This window comes from Yoonia sp. D2-7, assembly GCF_055809435.1.
The window spans coordinates 858668-883983 of sequence record NZ_CM147912.1 but is presented as its reverse complement, the minus strand read 5'-3'; the positions used below and the strand labels follow the sequence as shown (position 1 = coordinate 883983).

Annotated in this window: 29 protein-coding genes and 1 tRNA gene; 12 read left to right on the top strand and 18 right to left on the bottom strand. The window is 54.9% G+C overall.

Annotated elements, in window-relative coordinates:
• Positions 1 to 227: 227 nt before the first annotated feature.
• From secE to AC0L7R_RS04240, 3 genes are all read right to left on the bottom strand, one after another.
• Positions 228 to 422 carry a preprotein translocase subunit SecE gene (gene secE, locus AC0L7R_RS04250; protein ID WP_247129979.1) on the bottom strand — a complete coding sequence of 65 codons (195 nt, stop codon included), beginning with the start codon at positions 420 to 422 and terminating at the stop codon, positions 228 to 230.
• Positions 423 to 511: 89 nt separating this feature from the next.
• Positions 512 to 1399 (bottom strand): hypothetical protein, encoded by an 888-nt coding sequence (locus AC0L7R_RS04245; RefSeq protein ID WP_473659044.1) that lies wholly within the window; start codon positions 1397 to 1399, stop codon positions 512 to 514.
• Between the two features lie 42 nt (positions 1400 to 1441).
• A tRNA-Trp gene (locus AC0L7R_RS04240) sits at positions 1442 to 1517 on the bottom strand.
• A 112-nt stretch (positions 1518 to 1629) separates the two neighbouring features.
• Between AC0L7R_RS04240 and AC0L7R_RS04235 the strand changes: the two genes are divergently transcribed.
• Positions 1630 to 2322 (top strand): lysophospholipid acyltransferase family protein, encoded by a 693-nt coding sequence (locus tag AC0L7R_RS04235; RefSeq protein ID WP_473659042.1) that lies wholly within the window; start codon positions 1630 to 1632, stop codon positions 2320 to 2322.
• Here the strand turns inward: AC0L7R_RS04235 and AC0L7R_RS04230 are convergent.
• Entirely contained in the window at positions 2299 to 2937 is a 639-nt protein-coding gene (locus AC0L7R_RS04230; protein WP_473659040.1) for a CatB-related O-acetyltransferase, read from the bottom strand. The genes AC0L7R_RS04235 and AC0L7R_RS04230 overlap by 24 nt on opposite strands.
• 117 nt (positions 2938 to 3054) lie before the next feature.
• Here AC0L7R_RS04230 and AC0L7R_RS04225 point away from each other — a divergent pair, with 117 nt between their 5' ends.
• A complete protein-coding gene (locus AC0L7R_RS04225; protein WP_473659038.1) occupies positions 3055 to 3549 on the top strand; it encodes a DUF892 family protein in 495 nt (164 codons plus the stop codon).
• Between the two features lie 75 nt (positions 3550 to 3624).
• On the opposite strand, the gene AC0L7R_RS04220 is transcribed toward AC0L7R_RS04225, so the two are convergent.
• The 4 genes from AC0L7R_RS04220 to tuf form a co-directional block, all read right to left on the bottom strand.
• Entirely contained in the window at positions 3625 to 4545 is a 921-nt protein-coding gene (locus tag AC0L7R_RS04220; protein ID WP_473659036.1) for a HoxN/HupN/NixA family nickel/cobalt transporter, read from the bottom strand.
• Positions 4527 to 5183 (bottom strand): DUF1007 family protein, encoded by a 657-nt coding sequence (locus AC0L7R_RS04215; RefSeq protein WP_473659034.1) that lies wholly within the window; start codon positions 5181 to 5183, stop codon positions 4527 to 4529. The genes AC0L7R_RS04220 and AC0L7R_RS04215 overlap by 19 nt, the downstream gene beginning before the upstream one ends.
• Positions 5184 to 5299: 116 nt before the next feature.
• Positions 5300 to 5548: a hypothetical protein gene (locus AC0L7R_RS04210; RefSeq protein WP_473659032.1), complete on the bottom strand. Its 249-nt coding sequence runs from the start codon at positions 5546 to 5548 to the stop codon at positions 5300 to 5302.
• 123 nt (positions 5549 to 5671) lie between these two features.
• Positions 5672 to 6847 (bottom strand): elongation factor Tu, encoded by a 1176-nt coding sequence (tuf, locus tag AC0L7R_RS04205; protein ID WP_348107787.1) that lies wholly within the window; start codon positions 6845 to 6847, stop codon positions 5672 to 5674.
• A 210-nt stretch (positions 6848 to 7057) separates the two neighbouring features.
• Between tuf and AC0L7R_RS04200 the strand changes: the two genes are divergently transcribed.
• The 3 genes from AC0L7R_RS04200 to AC0L7R_RS04190 are packed head-to-tail and all read left to right on the top strand — an operon-like array spanning position 7058 to position 9069.
• On the top strand, positions 7058 to 7408 hold the full coding sequence (locus AC0L7R_RS04200; RefSeq protein WP_247129350.1) for a YciI family protein: 351 nt from the start codon (positions 7058 to 7060) through the stop codon (positions 7406 to 7408).
• A gap of 6 nt (positions 7409 to 7414) precedes the next feature.
• Positions 7415 to 8647, top strand: coding sequence for a sigma-70 family RNA polymerase sigma factor (locus AC0L7R_RS04195; RefSeq protein ID WP_473659029.1), 1233 nt, complete (start codon positions 7415 to 7417; stop codon positions 8645 to 8647).
• A 50-nt stretch (positions 8648 to 8697) separates the two neighbouring features.
• Positions 8698 to 9069, top strand: coding sequence for a VOC family protein (locus tag AC0L7R_RS04190; protein ID WP_247129346.1), 372 nt, complete (start codon positions 8698 to 8700; stop codon positions 9067 to 9069).
• A gap of 38 nt (positions 9070 to 9107) precedes the next feature.
• On the opposite strand, the gene AC0L7R_RS04185 is transcribed toward AC0L7R_RS04190, so the two are convergent.
• Complete coding sequence (locus tag AC0L7R_RS04185; protein WP_473659027.1) at positions 9108 to 11003, bottom strand: alkaline phosphatase PhoX; 1896 nt, start codon at positions 11001 to 11003, stop codon at positions 9108 to 9110.
• Between the two features lie 101 nt (positions 11004 to 11104).
• Positions 11105 to 13423: a DNA topoisomerase (ATP-hydrolyzing) gene (locus tag AC0L7R_RS04180; RefSeq protein WP_473659025.1), complete on the bottom strand. Its 2319-nt coding sequence runs from the start codon at positions 13421 to 13423 to the stop codon at positions 11105 to 11107.
• 139 nt (positions 13424 to 13562) lie between these two features.
• On the opposite strand from AC0L7R_RS04180, the gene AC0L7R_RS04175 reads away from it, so the two are divergent.
• From AC0L7R_RS04175 to AC0L7R_RS04150, 6 genes are all read left to right on the top strand, one after another.
• Positions 13563 to 14087 (top strand): SH3 domain-containing protein, encoded by a 525-nt coding sequence (locus AC0L7R_RS04175; RefSeq protein WP_473659023.1) that lies wholly within the window; start codon positions 13563 to 13565, stop codon positions 14085 to 14087.
• Between the two features lie 45 nt (positions 14088 to 14132).
• Entirely contained in the window at positions 14133 to 14960 is an 828-nt protein-coding gene (locus tag AC0L7R_RS04170; RefSeq protein WP_473659021.1) for an SDR family NAD(P)-dependent oxidoreductase, read from the top strand.
• Between the two features lie 71 nt (positions 14961 to 15031).
• The gene (locus AC0L7R_RS04165) at positions 15032 to 15238 is read left to right on the top strand and encodes a twin transmembrane helix small protein (protein ID WP_247129341.1); all 207 of its coding nucleotides are present in this window, start codon (positions 15032 to 15034) and stop codon (positions 15236 to 15238) included.
• 3 nt (positions 15239 to 15241) lie between these two features.
• Complete coding sequence (locus AC0L7R_RS04160; protein WP_473659019.1) at positions 15242 to 15814, top strand: cob(I)yrinic acid a,c-diamide adenosyltransferase; 573 nt, start codon at positions 15242 to 15244, stop codon at positions 15812 to 15814.
• Between the two features lie 192 nt (positions 15815 to 16006).
• Complete coding sequence (locus AC0L7R_RS04155; protein WP_473659017.1) at positions 16007 to 16765, top strand: electron transfer flavoprotein subunit beta/FixA family protein; 759 nt, start codon at positions 16007 to 16009, stop codon at positions 16763 to 16765.
• A 1-nt stretch (position 16766) separates the two neighbouring features.
• The gene (locus AC0L7R_RS04150; protein WP_348108664.1) at positions 16767 to 17696 is read left to right on the top strand and encodes an electron transfer flavoprotein subunit alpha/FixB family protein; all 930 of its coding nucleotides are present in this window, start codon (positions 16767 to 16769) and stop codon (positions 17694 to 17696) included.
• Positions 17697 to 17750: 54 nt separating this feature from the next.
• Here AC0L7R_RS04150 and AC0L7R_RS04145 read toward each other — a convergent pair whose 3' ends face one another.
• Positions 17751 to 18605, bottom strand: coding sequence for a DUF6473 family protein (locus tag AC0L7R_RS04145; RefSeq protein WP_473659015.1), 855 nt, complete (start codon positions 18603 to 18605; stop codon positions 17751 to 17753).
• 160 nt (positions 18606 to 18765) lie between these two features.
• Between AC0L7R_RS04145 and AC0L7R_RS04140 the strand changes: the two genes are divergently transcribed.
• On the top strand, positions 18766 to 19641 hold the full coding sequence (locus AC0L7R_RS04140) for a 3-hydroxybutyryl-CoA dehydrogenase (RefSeq protein WP_348108662.1): 876 nt from the start codon (positions 18766 to 18768) through the stop codon (positions 19639 to 19641).
• A 5-nt stretch (positions 19642 to 19646) separates the two neighbouring features.
• On the opposite strand, the gene AC0L7R_RS04135 is transcribed toward AC0L7R_RS04140, so the two are convergent.
• From AC0L7R_RS04135 to AC0L7R_RS04105, 7 genes are read right to left on the bottom strand one after another with little or no spacing between them, the layout of a single operon-like run.
• Complete coding sequence (locus AC0L7R_RS04135) at positions 19647 to 20525, bottom strand: 1-acyl-sn-glycerol-3-phosphate acyltransferase (RefSeq protein WP_473659013.1); 879 nt, start codon at positions 20523 to 20525, stop codon at positions 19647 to 19649.
• Between the two features lie 30 nt (positions 20526 to 20555).
• On the bottom strand, positions 20556 to 20825 hold the full coding sequence (locus AC0L7R_RS04130; RefSeq protein WP_247129333.1) for an HPr family phosphocarrier protein: 270 nt from the start codon (positions 20823 to 20825) through the stop codon (positions 20556 to 20558).
• Positions 20826 to 20827: 2 nt separating this feature from the next.
• On the bottom strand, positions 20828 to 21220 hold the full coding sequence (locus AC0L7R_RS04125; protein ID WP_348108660.1) for a PTS sugar transporter subunit IIA: 393 nt from the start codon (positions 21218 to 21220) through the stop codon (positions 20828 to 20830).
• Entirely contained in the window at positions 21217 to 22140 is a 924-nt protein-coding gene (rapZ, locus tag AC0L7R_RS04120) for an RNase adapter RapZ (RefSeq protein ID WP_473659010.1), read from the bottom strand. The genes AC0L7R_RS04125 and rapZ overlap by 4 nt, the downstream gene beginning before the upstream one ends.
• Positions 22137 to 22556: an HPr kinase/phosphorylase gene (locus AC0L7R_RS04115; protein ID WP_473659008.1), complete on the bottom strand. Its 420-nt coding sequence runs from the start codon at positions 22554 to 22556 to the stop codon at positions 22137 to 22139. The genes rapZ and AC0L7R_RS04115 overlap by 4 nt, the downstream gene beginning before the upstream one ends.
• Before the next feature lie 14 nt (positions 22557 to 22570).
• Positions 22571 to 24313 carry an ATP-binding protein gene (locus AC0L7R_RS04110; RefSeq protein ID WP_473659006.1) on the bottom strand — a complete coding sequence of 581 codons (1743 nt, stop codon included), beginning with the start codon at positions 24311 to 24313 and terminating at the stop codon, positions 22571 to 22573.
• A gap of 11 nt (positions 24314 to 24324) precedes the next feature.
• The gene (locus tag AC0L7R_RS04105) at positions 24325 to 25026 is read right to left on the bottom strand and encodes a response regulator transcription factor (protein WP_247129327.1); all 702 of its coding nucleotides are present in this window, start codon (positions 25024 to 25026) and stop codon (positions 24325 to 24327) included.
• Positions 25027 to 25316 lie beyond the last annotated feature (290 nt).

The window sequence follows — 25316 nt, the reverse complement described above, 5'->3', positions numbered from 1 at the left end:
CGGTTATATCATCTGCGCGGGGCAATAAAAAGCGGCGCGCAACTTGATTCGCCGCACGCCTTCCCCGAAAGTTGAGGCGTCGTACCGTTCTGAACCAATGTTTTCAAGGGGGTGAGGGCAGATTTCCGCACCAGTCGCTGTGGTTCGCCCACCGCGAAAACGGCACCAAATCGCGGCGTCGGATGCTTCCGGCGAGCGTTGATGAACACAAAATTAGATAAAGTGGTTTAGCCGCCGAAGTAGTTCAGCACGCCCTGCAGACCTGTACGGATCAGAAGATCGACGAGGAAAAAGAAGATCGCGGTCAATGTGGCCATGATGAAGACCATGATTGTGGTCATCACAACTTCCCGACGGGTCGGCCAGACAACCTTTGCAACTTCTGCGCGGGTTTCGTTAATAAATCTGACTGGGTTAGCCATTGGTCGCGGTCCTTTACATCTGTAGATCGTCACATACGCAGTCTTTACTGGGTTTTCAAGCGGTAGGATGCAGGTCCGCAGTTTGCGCGTCAGGCCTGCAAAAACGTCACATCCGCCATGGCCGCAATCGTTGCACATTGATCGGCATAAAAGGACCGCGACGCTGCATGTGTCGTCGCATCGTATAGATCGTAGGGCGGGTTATCGGCCGTGATGGGCAGGGCATCGGCGGCGATCCGTTTGAAATCCGGACCTGTGAACCGTTTCGCCAACAGAATCGCATCGACAGCCTGTTCGGACAACCGCGGATGGATCCGTTCGGACGGGGGCACAACATCACGCGTGCCGACCATTGCCTCGCAAACCTGCGGGAACAGGTCGGCGTAATCTTCTTGCCGCCAAACTGTCAGCGCGCCTACACCTGAAATCGCTCGTAGCCGACCAATGTAATCGGCCCAATCGACCACGGTGTACGGGTTCTTTTCGCGATACTTTTCCGGTTCTACAACGCGGTTGCCGTTCAGAATTTGACTATAGGCGGACCCCAAGTAATCGGTGGGGTTTCTGATGCCCAGACACAGATCAATGGCCGGACCGCCTGCTTCTGCGATGATACGGGCAAACTGGCTGACCCGGTCTGGGGCCGTGAAATAGAGGGGGGTCGGGATTCGTCCCCAGCCCCGCTGGAGTTTTCCGGCAAAGGTTTCTTCGGACAACACAAGCCTATCGGCCCCGTCCGCCAATTCCGCGAGCGCATCGTGCGGCGACAACGCCGATACATCTGCGCTATCCGGATCGAAAGGAAACCCAAACCGTTCCGGCAGACTGGCCCCCGGTTGGCGCAATGTCTGTGGCCCCGCAAATGCCACGCCTTCAATCGGCAAAGCCGCCATGATTGCATGCTGCAAATGGGTGCTTGCGGTTTTATGCGCCCCAAGGTGCAACACAATTGCGCTGGGTAAAGCCTGCGATGTCATGAGATTGGCGGCCCCTCTGTCACACGGGAAGGATCAGAGGTCTGGCAGGGGTACACAGACTCGAACTGTGGACCTACGGTTTTGGAGACCGGCGCTCTACCAACTGAGCTACACCCCTACGCTGACCGACTGTCGATCTACCCCCATGCCAATTCTTTTTCAAGCCCCGCCTTGTCATTGTCCAAGAAAAAAGCGCATCAAAGAAAAACCGATCCAGACAGAGCCTTCAGATGTCCCCGTTTCGCCGCCGCTTGGAAAATTCCGCCTTTCTTGCCCGCTTTATCGCGACGCTGGTGGGATGGTATTTGCGGCTGTGTATTCTGACGTCCAAATGGGAAACATCGGGGCTGGATGCGCTGAGACGCGATCTGGAACAGGGTCCGGTTCTTTGCGCACTTTGGCACGGCCGATTGATGATGATCGCGCCACATTGGCCGCGCACCGCGGGATCGCTGTCTTGCTTGCATGATACCGCCCCGATTGGACGGGCAGCGGGTGCTTTGCAGGCCTATTTCGGTCTTCAGCCGATAGAGATGTCCGCGAAACGGTCTAACGTGGCGCAATCCCGTATTGTGATGAAACGGGCAAAGGAAGGCGTAAGCATCGGAATTACAGCCGACGGACCAACCGGTCCGGGGTTCGCCGTGAAAGATGCCCCGCTGGAATGGGCGCGTATCATGCAGCGCCCGATTTACGGCTACGCCTTTTCGACGAAACGTCATCGTATCCTGAAAACGTGGGACAGTATGATGGTGCCATTGCCGTTTACGCGGGGCGCGATTGTATTTGATCGGCTTGATGTCGCGATTCCGCGTAAGGCCAGCGATGCTGAAATTGAAGCGGGCCGCGCTGTCATGACGGCAGAGTTGAACCGCGTGACCGCAACGGCAGATCAGATGTCAGGCGTCACGCAGCGCGGCTAGATCCGCACCGACGATGGCCGCTTCATTGTCTTGCACTTTTTCAATGGGCCAATCCCACCACGCGATATCGAGAAGCTCTGCGATGGTCGCATCGTCAAACCGCCGCCGTACCACGGTCGCGGGGTTCCCTGCGACGATGGCGTAATCCGGGACATGGCCCCGCACGACCGATTGCGCCCCAATGATCACGCCATTGCCGATCGTCGCCCCTGGTAGAATCGTCGCCCCCTGCCCGATCCAGACGTCATTCCCGATCACTGTGTCTGGTCCCGGTTCCGGCATCGACGCCGGTCCACCGCCAAAGATCATGAACGGAAAACTGGAAAACCCGTCATACCGGTGGTTCGCCGACGATGTCACAAAGGTCACGCCATCCGCGATCTGGCAGAATTTGCCGATCTGCAGCGTCTCTGGCGAAAAGTCATAGAGGTATGGCGCGAGGTGAAACGCCCAATCATCCGGCGGTACATGCGCACTGGCATATGTGTAATCGCCCACGATGAACTTCGTATGACCCCTTACAGCAGGCGCGAGAAAGACCGTTCCGGCATGCGGCGTCCCGTCAGGCAAAATAACCGGATGAAGCGTATCAGGCGCTGGAAATGGGCGGGGCATTGCGTGCTTTCTTGTCCGTCGATCCGCCCATCATTTGAAAAGTCTCAAAGTTTAGCGGAACGAATTTGATCCCATCATGTTGTGCAGACAATCGAAACGCAACGGAAAGGAAATATCATGTCAATGAATACCCTACATGACGTGTACCACGACCAACTTCAGGACATCTGGAGCGCGAATACGCAGTCGTTGGAGATTATTACCGAACTTGGCCGTGCCGCGAAGAACAAACATCTGTCCGAGGCTCTGATCGCTGGTGCGAACGGTGTCAGCGACGGTATCGAAAAAGTAGCCGAGATTTGCGCCAAGCACGACATCAAGCCAACAGGCGAACATTGCAAAGGCATGGAAGGTCTCGTCAAAGAAGCGAAGGCCCATGTTCTTGAGGCTGATTTTGGTGACGACGACGTGCGTGATGCAATGATCATCACGCAGTACCAGCGGATGGTGCATTACGCGTTGGCTGGCTACGGCTGTTTGGTCGCCTTTGCGAACCGCATTGGTGAAGACGGCGAGGCCGCGATCCTGCAGGAATGTTTGGACAACACATACAACGGCGACCGGACGATGACCGATATCGCCACTGGTGAGGTGAACGCAAAAGCCGCGTAACACCGGCCCGATTCCTCCCTGCCTTCCCAAGGCACCGAAAGGCCGTCGCATCCTCCCTGCGGCGGTCTTTTGCGTTTATAGGACGCGCTGCAAAAGCTGGGTGGCGAGGATCGCGATAATCGCCCCTGCCAAAATTTCGACGATGGCCAGCACACGCGCTGTCGCGGTACCACCAGCGACTTGCGCCAGCGTACTTTCCCGCAATCCAACAGATGCAAGCGCAACCGCGCCAGTAAATGCTGCCGTACCGACCCCCATCACAAAGGCGCCCGCGATTCCTGCCCAAGCCACACCCAGTGCATTCGTCAGAATCAACAGAAAAACAGCACCTGTGCAGGGTCTGATCGCAATCGCCGCAATGACGGCAACGGCATCTTTTACAGACCGAACATTGGCCGCCTGATCAGGCGTCGGGCCGTGCGCGTGGCCGCAACTGCTGCACACGCCGTCGTGGTCATGGTCATGATCGTGGTCGTGATGATGGTGGTCTTTGGTGGTCTGACGCGTTTGCAGAAAATGCCGAATGCCCCGCACAAACAGCCAGAGACCGACACCAATAATCAGCGCGTAACTAAGAGGTGCAAAAAACTTGTCGGCCGCGTCGGTCATCTGCGTCCGCCCCCAGCCAAGCACCCAAATCGCGCTATAGACCAAAATGACAGCCGTGAGCGCTTGGGCCAGTGACGACAGAACAGCCAACCCGACAAGACGCGCCGCAGCGACACGCGCCCCGATGCCGTAACCGCCGATGACGAGTTTGCCGTGACCGGGTCCGGCGGCATGCACGAAACCGTAGGTCAGGCAAAGCCCCCAGAGGCCAAGCAAAGCGCCTGCTTCTCCGGCTTGCAAGGCACGCAAACTGCGCGCCATTGCGTTTTGAACATCGCGCTGCGTTGCTGTCGCCCAGCGGCTGACCGCGTCCGCGCCGCCATATCCCCACAAGCCGATGATCACCGCGATCAGCCCGATAAGGCAGATTAACCCAATGGTGCGCATGTAACCTCTATGGTGTCAGCAAAGGCGACGCCGACTTCGGGGAATTGTTCGTCTGCACCGACATCAGCAGCGGGGCGGCCATAAAGCAATTCTTCAACCAACGTGTAAGCCGCATCAAGATTGGCGGGGGTAATCAACGTTTCGCAATCGTCTCGCCCTTTGATCTGCACGGCCCCGACAAGGTCGTAGGCGACATAGTAGAACGGATCATAGACGCGGATTGTGATCGGTGCCGTGGGATCGTTCAAAGCAGGGATCGGCCTGCGATGCATTTCACGCACGATCCCGTCCTCGAATACCATGGTGTGGTTCGTGCGCGGCGCAAGCTGGATGATGTCACCGCCTTGACTAACCTCCAGATCACCTTGGAAATCCACGGGCCATTCGGTGACAGACGCCGCCAGAATTTGTTCTTCTTCAGCCGTCAGCTGCATGTCCCCGTCCAGATCCAGACCAAGGTCGGATGTGATCAATAGCGAGAAGTAATCGTCGTAAATCCATGCGAGATCGACGGCGGCAGGCACGCCATTTTCAAAGATGACCGTCACCTCTGTCGACACAAAAATATGCGGATGGGCCTGCGCCATTGTGGACGGAACAGTCGCGGCGATCAGGGCGGGCAAGATAAGGTGGCGCATATCGAAATCATATGTGACGGGCTGCACCTGCGCAACACACACCCGTCTACAGGTAGTGGCGAATTCCGCCGATGGGGATAGCTAGGGCCGCGCCAGGCGGCACGGCCCAAAATTGATTACAACGCGGGTACGCAAACGCCGGAATATGTGCCGGTGCCGCTTGCGTCGCGGCGCACTGTGACATTGGTCAATGTCTCTTCTGGTGTGTTGCAAACAACGTTCAGTTCATTGTCGGCCCAATTGGCCCCTGCAACGCCGCTAACAACGTTGCCTTCACGGTCCGACGTCAGGCGATCAGGGTCGCTGCCACCGGAACAAGCAGAGGTTAAAAGAACAAGAAATACAATGGGAAGGGTCTTTGTCATCTTTATCTCACAACAAGGTTTACACGTGAGAACGGGCTAGCATGTCGATAGGCAAACAAAAAGGCCGCGTCATTTCTGGCGCGGCCTTTTCTAAACTTGTTACCTCTTGCGAGGTGTCATTGATTACTCAACGATTTTGGACACAACGCCCGCGCCAACAGTACGGCCACCTTCGCGGATCGCGAAGCGCAGACCGTCTTCCATGGCGATTGGGGCGATCAGTTCAACGTTGAACTTCAGGTTGTCGCCCGGCATGACCATTTCTGTGCCTTCTGGAAGAACAACAGTGCCTGTCACGTCAGTTGTACGGAAGTAGAACTGTGGACGGTAGTTCGCGAAGAATGGTGTGTGACGACCGCCTTCTTCTTTTGTCAGAATATAGGCTTCTGCTTCGAACTTTGTGTGCGGGTTCACGGAACCTGGCTTACACAGAACCTGACCACGCTCAACGCCGTCACGGTCGATGCCGCGCAGCAGAACGCCAACGTTGTCGCCTGCTTCACCGCGATCAAGCAGCTTGCGGAACATTTCAACGCCAGTACATGTTGTTTTCTGTGTTTCACGGATACCAACGATGGACAGTTCGTCGCCAACGTTCACAACGCCACGCTCAACACGGCCAGTGACAACTGTACCACGACCAGAGATTGAGAACACGTCCTCAACTGGCAGCAGGAACGGCATGTCAACCGCACGTGCAGGTGTCGGGATGTAGTCGTCAACAGCTGCCATCAGAGCAACGATTGAGTCTTTACCGATGTTGTCGTCACGCTCTTCCATAGCTGCCAGAGCAGAGCCTGGAACCACTGGAATGTCGTCGCCTGGGTATTCGTAAGAAGACAGCAACTCACGGATTTCCATTTCAACCAGTTCGAGCAACTCTTCGTCGTCAACCTGATCAACTTTGTTCATGTAAACAACCATGTACGGGATGCCAACCTGACGGCCGAGCAGGATGTGCTCGCGTGTCTGTGGCATTGGGCCGTCTGCTGCGTTCACAACCAAGATCGCGCCGTCCATTTGGGCCGCACCAGTGATCATGTTTTTCACGTAGTCGGCGTGACCTGGGCAGTCAACGTGCGCGTAGTGACGTGTTTCAGTCTCGTATTCCACGTGCGCTGTAGAGATCGTGATACCACGTGCTTTTTCTTCTGGCGCGCCGTCGATCTGGTCGTAGTCTTGGAAGTCGCCAAAGTACTTTGTAATCGCCGCTGTCAGCGTCGTTTTACCGTGGTCAACGTGGCCGATTGTACCGATGTTGACGTGCGGTTTCGTGCGTTCAAACTTTTCCTTAGCCATATGCCAAAGCCCTTAAATTCGAGGGGCCAATTTGGCCCGGTTCAACTTCGCACGCGATCTATTGGGAATCGCGCCGGAAATCAAGCGTCAGGTTGACTGCCGGAACGTCTTCGCAAAAAAATTTTGTCGCAGGTGTCGATTTCGCCATTTCTTGGGCGTCTGGATGGTACAAAGGCAATGAAGCCTGTGTAGAGAATGAAGGATGACCCCATGCAATATATGTGTTTGATCTATTCCGCCGAGGGCACTGGCCCACAACCCGGTTCTGACGAATTTGGCCCTTTTATGCAGGGCTACACCGATTTCACGAACGAAATGGCTAACAGCAAAAAGATGGTTCATGCCGACGCGTTGCAGCCGATTGCCACTGCTACAACAGTGACCGTCCGTGATGGGAAAACAATCACGACCGACGGGCCATTTGCCGAGACGAAAGAGCAGCTTGGCGGGTATTACCTGTTGGAATGCGATGATCTTGACGACGCCATCGCGCAGGCCGCGAAAATCCCGACGTCCACCTATGGCCGGATCGAGATTCGCCCAGTGATGGTCTGGGAATAACCCAAAATGTTGCCACCCCATTCGTTGCGCCAAGCCATCGACCGCTGTGCGCGTGAAGAATGGGGTCGCATCCTCGCTGCTTTAACCAAATCGCTGGGTGACATGCAGCTTGCAGAGGATTGCCTGCAAGATGCCGTTACCAAGGCGATAGAGGTCTGGGCCCGAGACGGGTTGCCGCGCGCACCCGCCGCGTGGCTGATCACAACGGCCCGCAGGCGGGCCATTGACCGCCTGCGCCGCACCGCCCGTTTTCAAGCCAAAGTGCCCGAACTGTCGTATCTGGCGGACCTTGAAAACACACCTGATGAAAGCGACGACAGCGTGATCCCTGACAAACGTCTTGAGATGATCTTTACCTGCTGCCACCCCGCGCTTGAGGAAAAGACCCAAGTGGCGTTGACCCTGCGTACCTTGGGTGGCTTAACGACCGACGAAATTGCACGTGCTTTTCTGGATCAATCCGACGCGATGGCCCAGCGCCTTGTCCGCGCGAAACGTAAGATTGCCGCTGCTGGAATTCCTTATGAAATTCCATCCGCTGATATGCTGCCCGCGCGGACAGCTGCCGTGATGTCTGTTCTCTATTTGATATTCAACGCGGGATACACGGGCGCCAATGCGGGCAAATGGGGGTTGAGTGACGAAGCGATCAGGCTGGCGCGGATCATCCGCACCCTGATGCCGGATGATACCGAGGTCGCTGGTTTGTTGGCGCTGATGCTGTTGCACGATGCACGGCGGATTGCGCGAAAATCCGACGCGGGCGAAATGATCCCGCTGGAAAAGCAAAACCGCAACCGCTGGGATCGCGCCAAGATCAGCGAAGGCGATGCAATCTTGCAGGCAACGCTGCCCAAGGGACGTGTCGGGCCGTACCAACTGCAAGCCGCTATTTCCGCGCTGCACGCGCAATCGCCCGCGTGGGATGACACTGACTGGCCTCAGATCGCGGCGCTTTATGCTTTGCTGTACCGTATCCAGCCGTCCCCCGTTGTGCGGATCAATCAGGCTATGGCTGTTTCATATGCGACGTCGATCGATGCGGCGCTAGAGATGCTGTCGTCGGTTACCGAAGATCCCGACATGCAGCGGTACCAACCGTTTCTGACGGCGTGGGCGGACCTGCTGCACAGGTCGGGGCATCCCGACGCCCTGCCCGCATATGATGCTGCTATAGCGCTGACCGAACAGGCAGCCGAGCGCGCGTTTTTGCAGGCCAAGCGCGACGGCATTTTGTAAAGCCCGCAACACCCGTTAGGGTCAGGACATTCACATAAAGGAGGACCACCATGTCACTTGGTGCATTTTCAACGAGCCTCAACGTCAAAGACCTTGCCGCATCAATTGCGTTTTACAAAACGCTCGGGTTCGAGACGTTTCACGACAATAGCGAACATAACTACGCAATTCTTAAAAATGGCGAGACTTTACTTGGGCTGTTTCAGGGGCATATCCCTGCAAATACGCTGACGTTTAACCCCGGCTGGGACAACAACGCCCAGAACGTCGATCCGTTCGAGGACGTCCGCGCCATTCAAAAACGCCTGCAAGATGCGGGGATCAAGTTAGAAGCAACATGCGATCCGGACACCAGTGGTCCTGCGCATATCATGGTGATGGACCCAGACGACAACGCCATCCTGATCGACCAACACAGATAAGAAGTGGGCGGGCCGTTACGGACCCGCCCAATCACTCATTAACCAACAAGAGCGTTATCGTCGCGTTTGATCGCGATGATAGAAGAACGTGCCAGCATACCTTCACCGTCCGGGAAAGGCGCGTCAGGGTGTTGGATGCCCACGAACATCGTGCGTTTGTCGGCAGACCATGTCAGGCCCGTGACTTCGGACCCGTTTGGACCGGTCATGAAGCGTTCGATCTGACCCGTCACAGGATCACCTGCCAGCATTTGGTTGTTACCCATTCCGGCAAAACCTTCTTCGTTGCTGTCGTCACCATCAGTCTGGATCCACAGCAGACCTGTGCTGTCGAACATCATCCCGTCAGGCGAGTTAAACAGGTTGCCTTCGTTGATGTTGTCAGACCCGGCGTTCAGGTCGTCATGCACAGTCGGGTTGCCCGCCATCACATAGAGATCCCATGTGAAATCAATGGCGGCGTGATCGTCGTTTTCAGGGCGCCAGCGCACGATCTGACCGTAACGGTTTGCATCACGCGGGTTTGGTGAGTTTTCGACCGCAAAGGCAGGATCGCCGCCTGCGTTTGTGAACTCAGGACCACGGCGCGAGTTGTTGGTCAGCGCGCAGTAGCCTTCGACAGCCACAGGGTTCACGGCGACCCATTCAGGGCGGTCCATCGTGGTCGCACCCACTGCAGAGGCCGCTTTCCGGGTGAAGATCGCGATTTCAGCAGCGTCCATACCAGTCGCTTCTGGTGTCAACGCAATCCACTCACCGGTCATGTTGGTGTCGAATTTGGCGGCATAAAGCACACCGTCATCGAGCAATTCTGACGTCGGACCACCCGGTGTATAAACGCCATTGGACACGTATTTGTACATAAATTCGCCGCGCTCATCGTCGCCCATATAGACAACAACACGGCCATCTGGTGCAATTACAGCAGCCGCATTTTCGTGTTTGAAACGGCCAAGGGCAGTGTGTTTGATCGGTGTGGATGTTGGGTCCGATGGATCGATTTCAACGATATAACCAAAGCGGTGCGGTTCGTTCGGGTTCTTAGACGTATCGAAACGCGCATCGTATTTCTCATATGAATAACGACCCTCAGCACCGATTCCATATCGCGCGTAGTCTTCTGGTGCTTCAAAACCTTCGTCGGTGGAACCGAAGTAACCGTTGAAGTTCTCTTCACAGGTCAGATAAGTGCCCCAAGGCGTTTTACCTGCACCGCAGTTGTTCATCGTGCCCAAAACGACGCGACCCAATGGATCCGCCTCTGTCTTCATCAGGTCATGGCCAGCAGCCGGACCCGCGATGGTCATCGGCGTGTTTTGCGTGATGCGGCGGTTCAAATCGCTGTCTACGACAATGCCCCAACCGTCGTCGCCTTCGGCAACTTCCATAACTGTGACACCCTGCATGTTTTGCAGTGTCAGCACGTCATCGGCGCTCAAAACCGCACCGTCAGCGTTTTGCGGCAAGTTGATCTTTGTGTTCACATACTCATGGTTCACGACCAGAACCTGACGGCCATCAACTACAAAGGCTTCCATGCCGTCTGTGTTTTCGCCAAACACACGATCAGAACTGGCAACACCAACGCCAAAATCTTGGCTTAGCTCTTCTGCATCAGAGAAAAGCGGTTCGCCCCATTTCGCAACAGGCGCCCATGAATAGCCATCCGGCACATGCACTGTGTTGTCCGTTTGGATCGGGATCGGCGTGAAACCAAAACGGCTGGCCGCCTGTGCTTCAACGGATGTGGTGGACAGCATTGTGCCCGCGCCCATCACTGCCGCACCGGACCCGAACGCTACGATACCGCTTAGGAAACCGCGGCGTGAAATTGCTTTTTCAACGACGGCATCGAATTCAGTTGTTGCAGCAGCGGGCCGTTGCAGTTCGTCCCATTCGTCCCATGACAGGTCGTATGTTGTATTATCTTTCATCACCGTGGCTCCCCAAGTGGTGGCTAAATTTGGGGCGACCCTAGGAGCGGTAATTTTCAGATTTGTGACGTTAGCATTTCAGTTTTATGACACCGGCGAACTTAGGTGAATTTGTTGTCGCGCGGGAAACCACGCGGGGCCATGCGGCCAGCGCTTGCGCGTTTGCCTGTCCATTCATCAAGTTCGGTTTCCGTCCGCGTACGACCCGCAGGATCAAGCCATGTCAGACCATCCGCACGTTGGAATGTCGTCGCATCGGATAGACCGCCATCCTTGTATTTCTGCAAACGAACACCCTTACCGCGACCCATTTCAGGCAACTCATCAAGAGAGAACACAAGCACCTTGCGGTTCTCACCAACGACAGCAACCGTATCACCGTTCACGCGCTTACAAATCAACGCCTTCGCAGAGGCCACGTTGAGCACCTGTTTCCCGGTTCGTGTTTGCGCCAGAACGTCGTCTTCGGGCACGACGAAACCGTTGCCTTCGGTCGACGCCACAAAAAGCCGCATCCCTGGCTTATGGATCAGGATGTCGATGATTTCGACGTCGTTGGGGAGGTCGATCATCAGGCGCAGCGGTTCGCCCATGCCACGACCACCGGGTAGGTTCGCGGCAGACACGGTGTAGAATCGCCCGTTCGCGCCAAAGACCAGCAGACGGTCTGTGGTTTCCGCGTGGAAGATGAACCGCGCCTCGTCACCGTCTTTGAATTTCAGCTCACGTGTCAGGTCGATATGACCTGTCATCGCCCGCACCCATCCCATTTTGGAACAGACAACAGTGATCGGTTCTTTCTCGATCATCGCTTCAAGGGGGACTTCGACAATTTCGGCAGCTTCGGCGAATTGCGTACGGCGTGCGCCACCCGGGCTAGTGCGCCCGAATTGTTTTCGTGTTTCGCGCAGTTGGTCCGCGATTGTGCTCCATTGTAGATCAACAGACCCAAGCAATTCGATCAGCCCAGCGCGTTCTGCACGCAGAGCGTCGCGTTCAGCGATCAGTTCCAGTTCTTCCAAGCGGCGCAAGGACCGCAGGCGCATGTTGAGGATCGCTTCGGCCTGTACTTCGGTCAGCGCGATTTCGGGGTCCGTGATCACCCCAATCGGCGACACATAGTCTTTGTCAGACGTGGCACGGACATGGTCCAGCGCCCAGTCTTCGGTGATCAAAGCAGGCTTTGGGCTGTCGTCGTAGCGGATAATGTCGATGACGCGGTCCAGATGCAGGAACGCGATAATGAAGCCGTCCAAGACTTCCAATCGGTGATCGATCTTTTCGACGCGGTGTTGCGTACGGCGGATCAGCACCTCTTTGCGGTGATCAAGGAAGGCGCGCAGCACTTCTTTAATCGAACAGACCTTCGGCACCAGACCGTCGATCAACACGTTCATGTTCAGGCTAAACCGCGTTTCCAGATCGGAATTGCGGAACAGCATCCCCATCAGAACCTCTGGATCAACGGTCTTTGCCCGCGGTTCCAGCACCACGCGAATGTCGTCAGCAGATTCGTCGCGGACGTCCGCGAGCAATGGCACCTTTTTGATCTGGATAATCTCGGCCAGTTTTTCGATCAGCTTAGATTTCTGCACCTGATACGGAATTTCGGTCACAACAATCTGCCACTGACCGCGACCCAAGTCTTCGATTTCCCATTTCGACCGCAGGCGGAAAGATCCGCGACCTGTCCGATACGCTTCGGCGATGTTTTCTTTTGGCTCGACGATTACACCACCAGTCGGGAAGTCCGGTCCGGGAATGTAGTTTAGTAAGGTTTCATCGCGGGCATCTGGCGTCTTGATCAGATGCAAACAGGCGTCGATCAGTTCGTGCAGGTTATGCGGTGGGATGTTTGTCGCCATCCCCACAGCGATCCCTGACGACCCGTTGGCCAACAAGTTTGGGAAAGCAGCCGGAAACACGACCGGTTCTTCCAGCGTGCCGTCATAGTTCGGACGGTAATCAACGGCGTTCTCGGTCAGACCTTCCATCAAAGCCTCAGCGGCAGCGGTCATCCGCGCCTCTGTGTACCGTGCAGCCGCAGGGTTATCACCGTCGATGTTGCCGAAGTTACCCTGACCATCGACCAGCGGGTAGCGGACGTTAAAGTCCTGCGCGAGACGCGCCATCGCATCGTAGATCGCCGCGTCACCATGCGGGTGGTAGTTCCCCATCACGTCGCCAGAGATCTTCGCGGACTTCCGGAACCCACCTGTGGAGTTCAGCTTCAGTTCACGCATCGCGTAAAGAATCCGACGGTGCACAGGTTTCAAACCATCACGCGCATCGGGCAAGGCCCGATTCATGATCGTCGAAAGGGCGTATGTTAGATAGCGATCACCCAGCGCACGGCGCAGCGGTTCTGCGACTTCGGGCATTTGCGGATCAATATCGTTGTCGGATGTATCATTACTCATGCCCGTTGGTTTAGCGGGCGGAACTTTTGGCGTAAAGCACGGTTAGGTCTCTCAATCGAAAGTTTTCCCCCTGCGAAAACGACACCGACTTGTGTATGTTGAGGGGGTATGGACGCGTAACGATTCTTCGGGGGACCCTATGGGCAAGTTTATCATTGTTTCTTTTCTGGCACTTGGCCTCGCATTCTATGAAATGTCGGGCGGTTCAGACTTTGTACCGCAAGAACGCGTTGTCGTCGCAAAAGCCCCAATCGCGTCAGACACTCGTGTGGGACAAACAACCGATGTTGCCGTTTCACGTAACAATGCAGCGTCCCTGATCGCATTGAACCCGGCTGTAACGACCGTTTCACTGGAAACCACAACACTTGTGGCAGAACCCGCAGTCGCGGTGACACCCGCTGTATCAGAGACGGTCACCGAAGCCGTAGTTGAGGAAACAGCACCTGCCGTTGAAGCGGACCCTATTGATATTCGCGCTGTCGCTGGATCACGTGTGAACATGCGTCAGGGTCCTGGCACGAACTTTAACGTGCTCGACACACTTGATGGCGGTACACAAACCGAAGTGCTTGAAGTGAACGCCGACGGTTGGGCGCGCATCGAAGTTGTGAACACAGGCCAAATCGGCTGGATGGCCGAGCGGCTTTTGACCGACGGCTAATGGGTCGGGCCTTGCGCCCTGCCTCACATGACAGCACAAAGTGTCATGACACAAAAAACCATTCTGATCACAGGCTGCTCTAGCGGTCTTGGCTATGACGCAGCACATGGATTACGCGCCCGCGGTTGGCGCGTTTTCGCGTCTTGCCGCCAACAACATGACTGCGACCGACTGATCAGCGAAGGGTTCGAAGCCCCGTTGATTGATTACGCTGACGCAAATTCGATCTATAACGGTCTTGCCGAAGTGCTTGAGGCGACGGGCGGAACGCTTGATGCGCTATATAACAACGGGGCTTTTGCCTGTCCGGGGGCCGTTGAAGACCTGCCGCGCGGCGCATTGCGTGAAATCTATGAAACCAATGTATTTGGCGTTCACGACCTAACCCAAGCGGTCATTCCGGTCATGCGAAACCAAGGACACGGTCGGATTGTGAATTGTTCCTCTGTACTAGGGCTTGTCGGGATGAAGTGGCGCGGCGCCTACGTGTCGACAAAATTTGCGCTGGAAGGGCTGACCGACGTCTTGCGGATCGAAATGTCCGATACCCCGATCAAAGTAATCTTGATCGAACCCGGCCCCATCACATCGAAAATCCGCGAAAACGCGATTCCCCATTTTGAACAATGGATCGACCACGAAAATTCTGCCCGTGCGGAGCAATACGTCGAACTACTCGAACGCCTGTATAAAGACAGTGGACCCGACAAATTCGAATTGCCGCCGTCCGCCACGACCAAAAAGCTGATCCATGCGCTGGAAAGCAAACGGCCCAAGCCGCGCTACTACGTGACATTCCCGACCTATCTGATGGGGGCGTTGCGGCGGATTCTGCCAACACGCGCACTTGATTGGGTGATCCAAAAGGGATGACGCGGCAATCGGGCCCCTTTCCTTCTGGCCCCGCCCTGCTAAGTCCTGAGTGAATACAAAAAGGACCGACCATGCTGAACGACCCGCTCTTTATCATCGTCGTCATCGCCGTGCTGATCGTACTTGCCATTTTGTTGGTGGGCGTTGGCAGCTTCGGCAAGGGTGGCGATTTTAATCGTAAATACGCGAACAAGATCATGCGTTGGCGCATCGGGGCACAATTCGTCGCGATCCTTCTGATCCTACTTTACGTTTATCTGCGCAGACAGGGGGGCTAAACCATGGTCACACTTAACAAAATCTACACGAAAACTGGTGACGCTGGCGAAACAGCACTGGGTAACGGCAGTCGTGTCGCGAAACATTCGATGCGCGTGACGTCCTACGGCACGGTTGACGAAACCAATGCGACAGTCGGCTTGGCCCGCCTGCACGCTACTGGTGACATCGACGGTCAACTGGCGATGATCCAGAACGACCTGTTCGATCTTGGGGCCGATCTTTGCCGACCGGATATGGAAAAGGATGCCGACGCGGAATACGCGCCGCTACGCATCACAAGTGCGCAGGTCGAACGGCTTGAGGCCGAAATCGACGTCATGACAAAATCTGTGCAACCTCTGAAAAGCTTTATCTTGCCGGGTGGATCGGCGCTTGCGGCACATCTGCACCTGTGCCGGACCGTATCGCGCCGCGCCGAACGTTTGACTGTTGAATTGGCGACCATGGAATCGGTGAACCCAGCCGCCGTAAAGTACCTAAACCGTTTGTCTGACTGGTTTTTCCAAGCAGGCCGGATCGCGAATAACAACGGCGCGGACGACGTGTTGTGGGTTCCCGGCGCGAACCGCTGAGGGCGGTGAACACGGATCTTTAGCAACAGGAGGGACGAAACGCTGAACCGTCAGAAATGCTGAAGCGCATTTTAAGACATGGCGTCACGAAGCTTTGCCGCGTCGATTTTGCACTGTTTTCGCGTTTCGCTTCGCGGTAACACCCCATAGAGCAATTTTATTGCGCTTGATTCTAATGGGAGATAACCGCTGATGAAGGTCCTCGTACCCGTCAAACGCGTGATTGATTACAATGTGAAGGTTCGCGTCAAAGCGGACGGTTCAGGTGTCGATCTCGCCAACGTCAAAATGTCCATGAACCCGTTCGACGAAATTGCCGTCGAAGAAGCGATCCGCCTGCGTGAAGCTGGCAAAGCGACTGAAGTCGTGGCCGTTTCTATCGGTGTGAAGCAGTCCCAAGAGACGCTTCGCACAGCACTCGCAATGGGTGCTGACCGTGCGATTTTGATCAACGCGGCTGACGATGTTCACACGGATATCGAACCATTGGCCGTTGCCAAACTGCTTGCTGCAGTCGTGAAAGAAGAAGAACCAGGTCTGGTTCTGGCTGGTAAACAAGCGATCGACAACGACATGAACGCGACGGGTCAGATGCTGTCTGCTCTGCTGGGTTGGTCACAGGCGACATTCGCGTCTGAAGTTGACGTCGACGGCGACACAGCAACTGTGACACGCGAAGTTGACGGCGGTCTGCAAACGATCAAAGTGAAGATGCCAACAATCGTCACAGTTGACCTGCGCCTGAACGAACCACGTTACGCGTCCCTGCCAAACATCATGAAGGCCAAGAAAAAGCCTTTGGATGAAAAGACACCTGCGGACTATGGCGTCGACGTGGCACCACGTCTGACTGTTGTCGGCACAACCGAACCAGAAGCGCGTAAAGCAGGTATCATGGTTGGGTCTGTGGACGAACTCGTCGAGAAACTTAAAGAAGCGGGGGCTGTGTAAGATGGCTGTACTTCTGATTGCTGAAGTTAATGGCGGCACATTGAACGCCGACGCGACTGCAAAAGCATTGTCCGCTGTGACGTCGCTTGGCGACGTCACAGTTCTTTGCGCGTCTTCCGGCTGCGAAGGTGCTGCTGACGAAGCTGCAAAACTGGCTGGCGTATCCAAGGTTCTGTGCTGTTCGGACGACGCATATGGCCACGATCTGGCGGAACCTGTTGCTGATCTGATCGTGTCGCTGGCTGGCGACTATGACCACATCGCAGCCCCGTCCACCGCGGCGTCCAAAAACATCCTGCCGCGCGTTGCAGCGCTTTTGGATGCGATGGTGATTTCCGAAGTGACAGCCGTTGTTGATGCTGACACGTTTGAACGTCCAATCTACGCCGGTAACGCGATCCAGACTGTAAAGTCTGCGGATGCGAAAAAGGTCATGACGATCCGGACTGCTGGTTTTGATGCGGCGGCCGATGGTGGATCAGCCTCAGTCGAAAAAATCGACGCGGCTGGCAATTCCGGCCTGTCCGAGTGGGTTGAAGACAAAGTTGCAGCATCTGATCGTCCAGAACTGACATCTGCGGGTGTTGTTGTGTCTGGTGGTCGTGGTGTTGGGTCTGAAGAAGACTTCAAACTGATCGAAACACTTGCTGACACGCTGAACGCGGCTGTGGGTGCGTCTCGTGCTGCTGTTGATAGCGGCTACGCGCCGAACGACTGGCAGGTTGGTCAAACAGGTAAGGTGGTTGCACCTGATCTGTACGTTGCTGTCGGTATCTCAGGGGCCATCCAGCACCTTGCTGGTATGAAAGATTCCAAGATCATCGTCGCGATCAACAAAGACGAAGAAGCACCGATCTTCCAAGTTGCAGACTACGGTCTGGTTGCCGACTTGTTCGACGCTGTTCCTGAATTGACTGCGAAACTGGGCTAAGCCCTATCGCAAGAATTTGGAAAGGCCCGCTGTTTTCAGCGGGCCTTTTTCGTTTCAAATCTTACCTGAGACAGTGAGCCCTTCTTTGATTTTCGGGATCAATTTTGCGCTTGCTTCGATATGTGAATTTACGCTCAGCATATCGGCCGCAGCTTTTGCCTGCATCGTTGGGAAATACATACCCGTGGTGCCTTGCGACAATGCAATGTCAGACGGCCGTGCGATAACTGTATTCATTACAAGATCGCTTAGCCCATCGACCATGCTCTTCGTGATAAACAGCGGATCAGCGGACAGCGGTTTATCACGTTCTTGCCACGGCTGATCTGTCAGTTCTTCGCGCGAAAACCACAGAAGGATCGTCCGCTTACCGATCTGCCCCAACATATTCCGCATACGCGCAGACCAAGCCGCTCTTAATTCCGACACCACGATATCAAACCGATCTGGTGACCGATCATACAATGCGCCCAGCATGTGGCGCGTAAAGGTGAATTCGGAAAAATCGACCTCGTTGTAGATCGCTTGCAGCACCGTTGAGGCGCGCAAAAAGCGGTCATTGCGCCGTGGATGCACGGAATAGAACCGGTTCGACAGGTAATTGGCCCCCATCACTTGCACGACGGTCACGTCGGCATCGTGGCAGGCCGCCATAATCGTTGGATCGTTCACAAAGGCATCCACGCCGCCGTTCACGCAGCCAAAGTTCACACAGGTACGTCGCAGTTCTTTTTCAACCAACGCCGGAAACGGTCGGTCGATGAATTTCCCAAAGGTTTCGGTGCCGCCCAAAAACGCCAAATAGGGCGAATCTAAATCACGTTTTGGGCCCCGGAAAAATATCCGCGACATCCCATAGCGACATGGCGCATAGGATAGGCCCCCGCCTTCGATGATGTCATGTTTCATGGTTCCCACACTTCATAGCTTCGATAGAAGAACAGATTCGCCGAAAAACATTGGGAAATTGCTAAAGATAGAAATTGATATTCCTTTTACGTACCGCCCCCGCTTGAAGCCGCGTGCAAGTGCAGCATAAGGTGGCCACAATCATGCGAGAGGCGATCCTATGACGATTCAACGCGTTGGAATTATTGGTGCAGGCCAAATGGGCAATGGGATTGCCCATGTTTTTGCCCTTGCCGGCTACGAAGTTATCATGAACGATATCAACGCTGATGCGTTGACCGCTGCCGTGCAACGTATTGATAAGAATATGGATCGTCAGGTCAGCCGCGACGCGATCACCGCCGATGCAAAGGCCGAAGCACTGCGTTTGATTGATACGACAACAACGCTGACCGATCTGGGCCAAACCGATCTGATTATCGAGGCCGCGACAGAACGCGAAACGATCAAATCCGCGATTTTCGAAGACCTCGTCCCGCATCTGAAACCGGATACGATTCTGACGTCGAATACGTCATCTATTTCGATTACCCGCCTTGCAGCCCGCACAGATCGGCCCGAAAAGTTCATGGGTTTCCACTTTATGAACCCTGTTCCAGTGATGCAGTTGGTCGAATTGATCCGCGGAATCGCCACTGATGAGGCGACATTTAAAGCCTGCGAAGGTGTCGTCGCACGCCTTGGCAAAACATCCACGGCGTCCGAAGATTTCCCCGCCTTCATCGTGAACCGCATTCTGATGCCGATGATCAACGAAGCGATTTACACGCTTTACGAAGGTGTCGGGTCAGTGAAATCCATCGACACGTCCCTGAAATTGGGCGCAAACCACCCGATGGGGCCACTGGAATTGGCTGATTTTATTGGTTTGGATACGTGCCTTGCCATCATGAACGTCCTGCACGATGGGCTTGCGGATACCAAATACCGCCCCTGCCCGCTTTTGACGAAATACGTTGAAGCAGGCTGGTTAGGTCGCAAAACAAAACGCGGCTTTTATGACTATAACGGCGAAACCCCAGTTCCGACGCGTTAATTAAATCAACGGCTTAGAGACAAAGTCTCTTGACGCAACCACGCCATAAAGCTGCGCGTATCGCCGATACGCGCATCGATTTCTTCGCGTGAGAACGGCTTGCCCACGACTGGCGCCATCGGCTTGTTCACCGCGCGGGCAATTTCGTGGATCAACAGACCCTGACGCAATGTCGCCGACACCTGGTTTGCGATCTGATATGCTCGCGAATTGCTGCCCAAGAAGTGCATAGGCACAACCGTCGCGCCGGATTTGCGGATCATTTTTGCAGTAAAGGCGTTCCATGGAGCTTCGATTGCGGGACCGAACATCGTGTCAGACGATGCGACGACGCCTGATGGAAACAAAGCGATCAGTCCGTCTTCAGACAGGTATTTCATCGCCTTCTTGCGCATCTCGACCATCTGTTCCTGCGCGTCAGGTTGGTGGGGAAATGGTACGGGAATGAGGTAATTCGTGGCTTCTTCGTCCAGACCTGTCAGCAACGACCGCGTCAAAATACGGTAATCCGGACGGACACGGCCAACCAGTTCAGCAAATACGATGCCATCGACCAAACCATGGGGATGGTTCGCGACAAGGATCACAGGACCGGTCTTTGGAATATTGGCCAGTTCTTCCGCAGGCGTTTGCAGATCAATACCCATCGTTTCCAGAACGCGTGTGAACACTTCCTGACCGCGCGGGGCGCCCTGCTGTTCAAACTTGCGGACGAGGCGACCGATCTTGATCTTACCCGTCATCATTTCGATAGACCGGATAACACCACGCTGCCACGGACTGTCAAAAGACCCAGCATAGCTAAGCGCGCTCCGGTCATAGTGCGGCTTCACGATAGAAGACGTGCCGGAGCCTTGCGCCAATTTTTGGGTGGTTTCGGTCAAAGCGGGTTCCTTCAATCACCCTCGGCTAGACTAATCGCCTTCGCCAAACTTATCTGCAACAAGATCCTGCAGTGCTGCCATCAAGGCATCTGCATCCGATCCGCTGGTCTCGACCTCAATAAAGGTTCCGATGGATGCTGCCAACATTAAAAGGCCCATTATGCTATCGCCGCCAGTGTCCATGCCGTCTTTTCTAACGGTCGCTTGGGCGTCGTGCGCTTCGCACACTTCGGCAAACTTGGCAGATGCACGCGCATGTAAGCCTTTGATATTCAGAATTTCCATTGACTGGGTTGGCATATTTAGGAAGCCCCAACGCTCATACTATTGATATACTTGTGCGCGGCAGTCAGGGACGCGTCAACAGCATCGGCTACTGGGCGATGGCGCGACTTGGCCAATTTGATCAACATCGGCAGATTTGCACCATACATGATGCGCCGATTCTCTGGATTGCAGGCTTTGATCGACAGGTTGGACGGCGATCCGCCGAACATATCCACCACAACGACAACGCCGCTGCCGGAATCGACAGCATCGGCAGCGTCGCAAATCTCTGTTTGTTTCGTGCTGCGGTCATCTTCGGCGCCAATTGCAATCGTGCGAACACCGTCCTGATGGCCAACGACATGTTCCATCGCAGACCGATATTCTTCGGCCAGACGTCCATGTGCTACGATGACAATTCCGATCACGCAATCTGCCTTGACGTTAAAGTTTGCGCCGCACCTTCGCGCCGCTCCAATTCCCTGTGACGTATAGATACAGGCCAGCCACCCATTTCAAGTGCCGCGGCTAGCTTTTCCGTAACGGCGACCGAACGGTGTTGCCCGCCGGTACACCCAAAGCCGATGGAAAGGTGCGATTTACCTTCTTCCTTGTAGGCTGGGAGCAGCATAGCAACCAAATCTTGCATCTTTGCAAAGAAGTCATCGAATCTTTTGTCTTCGGCGACATAGGCGTCCACATCCGCATCGCGCCCATCTTTCGCCCGCAGTGCTGGATCCCAGTGCGGATTGCGTAAGAACCGGCAGTCCATCACGATATCCAACCCGCGTGGCAGTCCCCGTTTGTACGAAAACGAATGCAAGGTCACACCAAGGAAAGGCCCGCCGTTCACCGCAAACTGCCGTTCGATGTCCGCCTTCAAATCGTGCGGGGACAGATCCGTTGTTTCGATCAGGATATCCGCCAGATCACGGATCCCTTTCAGTTTTTCGATTTCTTCTTCGATCCCGTTCAGCGGCGTCCCGTCGGGTGACAATGGGTGCCTGCGGCGGGTTTCAGAATACCGGCGCACCAAAACGTCCTGCGACGCATCAAGGTACAAAACCTGCCCGTTCACGTCATCACGACTGCGCAGGTCTTCGATGATGTCTTTCAGGACCCTCGGTCCGAAATCACGGTTTCGCACGTCAACGCCTAGTGCCAGCGGGCGTCCACCTTGTGGACCGTCCAGTAGTCGAGGCAACAGCGATAGCGGCAGGTTATCAATCACCTCGAAACCGAGGTCCTCTAACGCCCGCACGGCCGTGGATCGGCCAGCACCGGACGGGCCGGTGACGATTACGACCGGAATAGGTGATTGGGCGGTAGGTGCATCGGTGGTGGTCATCGAAGGCTCCGGCCTGCTTTCAGCATTTGCAGCAGTGATGCAGGAAAATGTGGGTTTTTTGCGCCCCAAAGCAAGGGGATTTTGTGATCAAGCCATGTCACGGTTCGGTGTTCCGGGACCCGCTCTGTTTCGGTTTGCCCTAGATCGACGGCAAGAACAACAGGTGACGGGGGGGCCGGTTCAGCGTTGAGAACACCAATTTGTCGGGCTTCGATCAATCCAGCGATGGTCGCAGGACATGTGGCAACCAAATTCTGTTGGTCGGTGATCAACGTCACGCGGTCATCCGCAATAAGCGCCGCACCATATGCCATCAGTTGCAAAGCAAGGCTGGATTTGCCGGACCCCGATGGACCGGTGATCACAAGCGCCTTTTCGTCAAAGGCAACAGCAGTGGCATGAAGCGTAAGGGTCATACGCCAACTTTACCCTAAACCGGCAGACCTACAACAAAGCGCGCACCAAGCGGTTCCGACGTCAGATCAGCCTCTGTCGGGCGGATATTTTCAGCCCAGATCACGCCACCATGCGCTTCGACGATTTGTTTGGAAATCGCGAGCCCAAGACCAGAGTTGTTCCCGAACTGACCTTCAGGACGTTCCGAATAGAACCTCTGGAACACCTTATGGATCGCTTCATTCGGGATACCCGGACCGGTATCTTCGACAACCACCAGAATTCGATTTTCACGGCGTCTGGCCCACACACGGATCGCATCGCCGTCTTCACAGAACGAAATCGCGTTGGTGATCAGGTTGACAAACACCTGAGCGAGACGGCCTTCCAGCCCCTGCACCATGATGGCTTGATCAGGCAGATCGTCGATGTAATCGATCCCTTTGTCTTCTGCTTCTTTGCCCAAGAATTCGTTCAAATTGCTCAGCATTTTCAGCAGGTCAAAGGTTTCTTCTTCTTCCTTGACCAATTCACTATCAAGACGTGACGCGTTCGAAATGTCACTGACAAGGCGATCCAGACGCCGCACGTCATGTTCGATCACTTCCAACAGCTTTTCGCGCTGATCATCGCGTTTCGCGACTCGCATGGTCCCAACTGCGGACCGTAAAGATGCGAGCGGGTTTTTGATTTCATGCGCGACGTCAGCGGCGAATTGTTCATTCCCTTCAATACGTTCGTACAGCGCCTGCACCATGCCACGCAACGCACCGGACAGACGGCCGATCTCATCGGGACGCGCTGTCAAATCAGGAATACGAATTTTCGTCGGTGACATTTTGCGCGCGTTTTTATCGCGTCCAAGTTCGGCGGCTGCCGCCAGATCCGCGAGCGGGTTCGCGATCGTCGACGCCAAAACAAGGCTCAAACCGATCGAAATGACGATACCTACGATAAACAAACGCAGGACCTGTTCACGTTCCTGCGCAACCAACTGATCAATTTCGCCTGCTGCAGATGCCAGTGCCGCGACACCGATGGTTTGGCCGTTCTGTTTCAGCGGCGTTGTCACGATGAACGTTGTGTTCCCTTCGTCACCAAAGGCGTGAAACTGGGTTCCCGTTTCCATCGCACTTGCAACTTGGGCGCTGGTGAATTGGACCAGTTCAATATTGCTGCTGGTTTGCGGTTCAGACCCGCCGAAAACGCCGGACATGCGATCCCATACACCGGATAAAATGTCCAAAATCAGCGTGTTCCCAGCGATTTCATCTAGACCTGAAACGTCTGAAATTTTGCCGGTGCCTTCTGCCGCACCAATAAATTTCGCATTGGGATCAAAGATCATCACCTGAATACGATCACGCAACGTGATTTTGGCCAGACCAGCAATCACGTCGATACCTGCGGACGTCGCAAGATCGACCGCTTCGGTTTCGGGTAAATTCGCTTCTAGAACATCAGCGACCAGCTCTGCCTCTTTGACGAGGCTGTTTACGCGTTGGAATACAAGACTGTCGCGTGACGAACTGAGATACAGAACGCCCGCGATCAAAAGCATGACAGCGATCAGATTGATCGTAATGATTTTTCGGGCAATCGGCGAACTGCGCAGCAACGACAGCAGGCCGCGCGACCGACGCCGTTCGCCCTGTTCGTTTTCGCCGAGCGCTTGAGGCGCCACCCAATCATCACCAATCACAAGATCAGGGGCCCGCGCGGCTTTGCGCACGGACTCGAGGTCTCTGACATCAATCTCTTGGGTGGTCACAGTCATAACTTACAACTTTACTCTTCGTTGTAACGGTATCCGATACCATACAGCGTCTCAATCGCCGAGAATGTGTCGTCTGTATTGCGCATCTTCTTGCGCAGGCGTTTGATGTGGCTGTCGATCGTCCGGTCGTCCACATACACCTGATCATCGTAAGCCACGTCCATCAACTGATCACGTGATTTCACGAAACCCGGACGTTGTGCCAATGCCTGCAGCAACAGAAATTCCGTGACAGTCAGAGATACGTCCTGACCTTTCCACGTCACCGCGTGACGCAGTGGGTCCATCGACAATTCGCCCCGCACCATAACCTTGGTGTCTTCTGTCTCTTCAATCTCTTCGCCTGAGATTGCATCCTGCCGACGCAGCAAAGCGCGAATACGCTCAACCAACAAACGCTGCGAAAATGGCTTTTTGACATAATCGTCCGCGCCCATGCGCAGACCAAGGACTTCATCAATTTCATCATCTTTGGAGGTCAGGAAAATGACCGGCATTGATGTTTTCTGGCGCAGACGCTGGAGCAGGTCCATCCCGTCCATCCGCGGCATTTTAATATCGAGAACAGCCATATCTGGCATACGTTTGTTAAACGCTTCCAGCGCGGATTGGCCGTCGTTATATGTTTCCACCTCGAAGCCTTCAGCTTCAAGCGTCATGGAAACGGAGGTCAGGATGTTGCGATCATCATCGACCAAGGCGATTTTTGACATTGGGATTTGCCCCTTATTGCTCTGTTTGTTGGTTTCTGCCCACTACTGAGCGGAATCATTCACCTTTTTGGTGTAGCGAATCAAGCCGTTCAGCGAATCAGTGCCAAATTCGTGCCTTATTTGCCTCTATTAACGTTACGGCCACCTTAACGTGCACGCCAGCCCATTGATGGTAGCGCTAACTTTTTCGTGCTTGCGCTAACATAAAATTGGTAGCGCTAACGTTAGCGCAAGGGGGCTAGGCGGATCATAATCCACTGATATGACAGTTTTAGGTCAAACAGACCCCA

Excerpts from the sequence above, each read along its gene's own strand:
- secE (WP_247129979.1), bottom strand. The coding sequence starts at position 422 with ATGGCTAACCCAGTCAGATTTATTAACGAAACCCGCGCAGAAGTTGCA.
- AC0L7R_RS04245 (WP_473659044.1), bottom strand. The coding sequence starts at position 1,399 with ATGACATCGCAGGCTTTACCCAGCGCAATTGTGTTGCACCTTGGGGCG.
- AC0L7R_RS04235 (WP_473659042.1), top strand. The coding sequence starts at position 1,630 with ATGTCCCCGTTTCGCCGCCGCTTGGAAAATTCCGCCTTTCTTGCCCGC.
- AC0L7R_RS04230 (WP_473659040.1), bottom strand. The coding sequence starts at position 2,937 with ATGCCCCGCCCATTTCCAGCGCCTGATACGCTTCATCCGGTTATTTTG.
- AC0L7R_RS04225 (WP_473659038.1), top strand. The coding sequence starts at position 3,055 with ATGTCAATGAATACCCTACATGACGTGTACCACGACCAACTTCAGGAC.
- AC0L7R_RS04220 (WP_473659036.1), bottom strand. The coding sequence starts at position 4,545 with ATGCGCACCATTGGGTTAATCTGCCTTATCGGGCTGATCGCGGTGATC.
- AC0L7R_RS04215 (WP_473659034.1), bottom strand. The coding sequence starts at position 5,183 with ATGCGCCACCTTATCTTGCCCGCCCTGATCGCCGCGACTGTTCCGTCC.
- AC0L7R_RS04210 (WP_473659032.1), bottom strand. The coding sequence starts at position 5,548 with ATGACAAAGACCCTTCCCATTGTATTTCTTGTTCTTTTAACCTCTGCT.
- tuf (WP_348107787.1), bottom strand. The coding sequence starts at position 6,847 with ATGGCTAAGGAAAAGTTTGAACGCACGAAACCGCACGTCAACATCGGT.
- AC0L7R_RS04200 (WP_247129350.1), top strand. The coding sequence starts at position 7,058 with ATGCAATATATGTGTTTGATCTATTCCGCCGAGGGCACTGGCCCACAA.
- AC0L7R_RS04195 (WP_473659029.1), top strand. The coding sequence starts at position 7,415 with ATGTTGCCACCCCATTCGTTGCGCCAAGCCATCGACCGCTGTGCGCGT.
- AC0L7R_RS04190 (WP_247129346.1), top strand. The coding sequence starts at position 8,698 with ATGTCACTTGGTGCATTTTCAACGAGCCTCAACGTCAAAGACCTTGCC.
- AC0L7R_RS04185 (WP_473659027.1), bottom strand. The coding sequence starts at position 11,003 with ATGAAAGATAATACAACATACGACCTGTCATGGGACGAATGGGACGAA.
- AC0L7R_RS04180 (WP_473659025.1), bottom strand. The coding sequence starts at position 13,423 with ATGAGTAATGATACATCCGACAACGATATTGATCCGCAAATGCCCGAA.
- AC0L7R_RS04175 (WP_473659023.1), top strand. The coding sequence starts at position 13,563 with ATGGGCAAGTTTATCATTGTTTCTTTTCTGGCACTTGGCCTCGCATTC.
- AC0L7R_RS04170 (WP_473659021.1), top strand. The coding sequence starts at position 14,133 with ATGACACAAAAAACCATTCTGATCACAGGCTGCTCTAGCGGTCTTGGC.
- AC0L7R_RS04165 (WP_247129341.1), top strand. The coding sequence starts at position 15,032 with ATGCTGAACGACCCGCTCTTTATCATCGTCGTCATCGCCGTGCTGATC.
- AC0L7R_RS04160 (WP_473659019.1), top strand. The coding sequence starts at position 15,242 with ATGGTCACACTTAACAAAATCTACACGAAAACTGGTGACGCTGGCGAA.
- AC0L7R_RS04155 (WP_473659017.1), top strand. The coding sequence starts at position 16,007 with ATGAAGGTCCTCGTACCCGTCAAACGCGTGATTGATTACAATGTGAAG.
- AC0L7R_RS04150 (WP_348108664.1), top strand. The coding sequence starts at position 16,767 with ATGGCTGTACTTCTGATTGCTGAAGTTAATGGCGGCACATTGAACGCC.
- AC0L7R_RS04145 (WP_473659015.1), bottom strand. The coding sequence starts at position 18,605 with ATGAAACATGACATCATCGAAGGCGGGGGCCTATCCTATGCGCCATGT.
- AC0L7R_RS04140 (WP_348108662.1), top strand. The coding sequence starts at position 18,766 with ATGACGATTCAACGCGTTGGAATTATTGGTGCAGGCCAAATGGGCAAT.
- AC0L7R_RS04130 (WP_247129333.1), bottom strand. The coding sequence starts at position 20,825 with ATGCCAACCCAGTCAATGGAAATTCTGAATATCAAAGGCTTACATGCG.
- rapZ (WP_473659010.1), bottom strand. The coding sequence starts at position 22,140 with ATGACCACCACCGATGCACCTACCGCCCAATCACCTATTCCGGTCGTA.
- AC0L7R_RS04115 (WP_473659008.1), bottom strand. The coding sequence starts at position 22,556 with ATGACCCTTACGCTTCATGCCACTGCTGTTGCCTTTGACGAAAAGGCG.
- AC0L7R_RS04110 (WP_473659006.1), bottom strand. The coding sequence starts at position 24,313 with ATGACTGTGACCACCCAAGAGATTGATGTCAGAGACCTCGAGTCCGTG.
- AC0L7R_RS04105 (WP_247129327.1), bottom strand. The coding sequence starts at position 25,026 with ATGTCAAAAATCGCCTTGGTCGATGATGATCGCAACATCCTGACCTCC.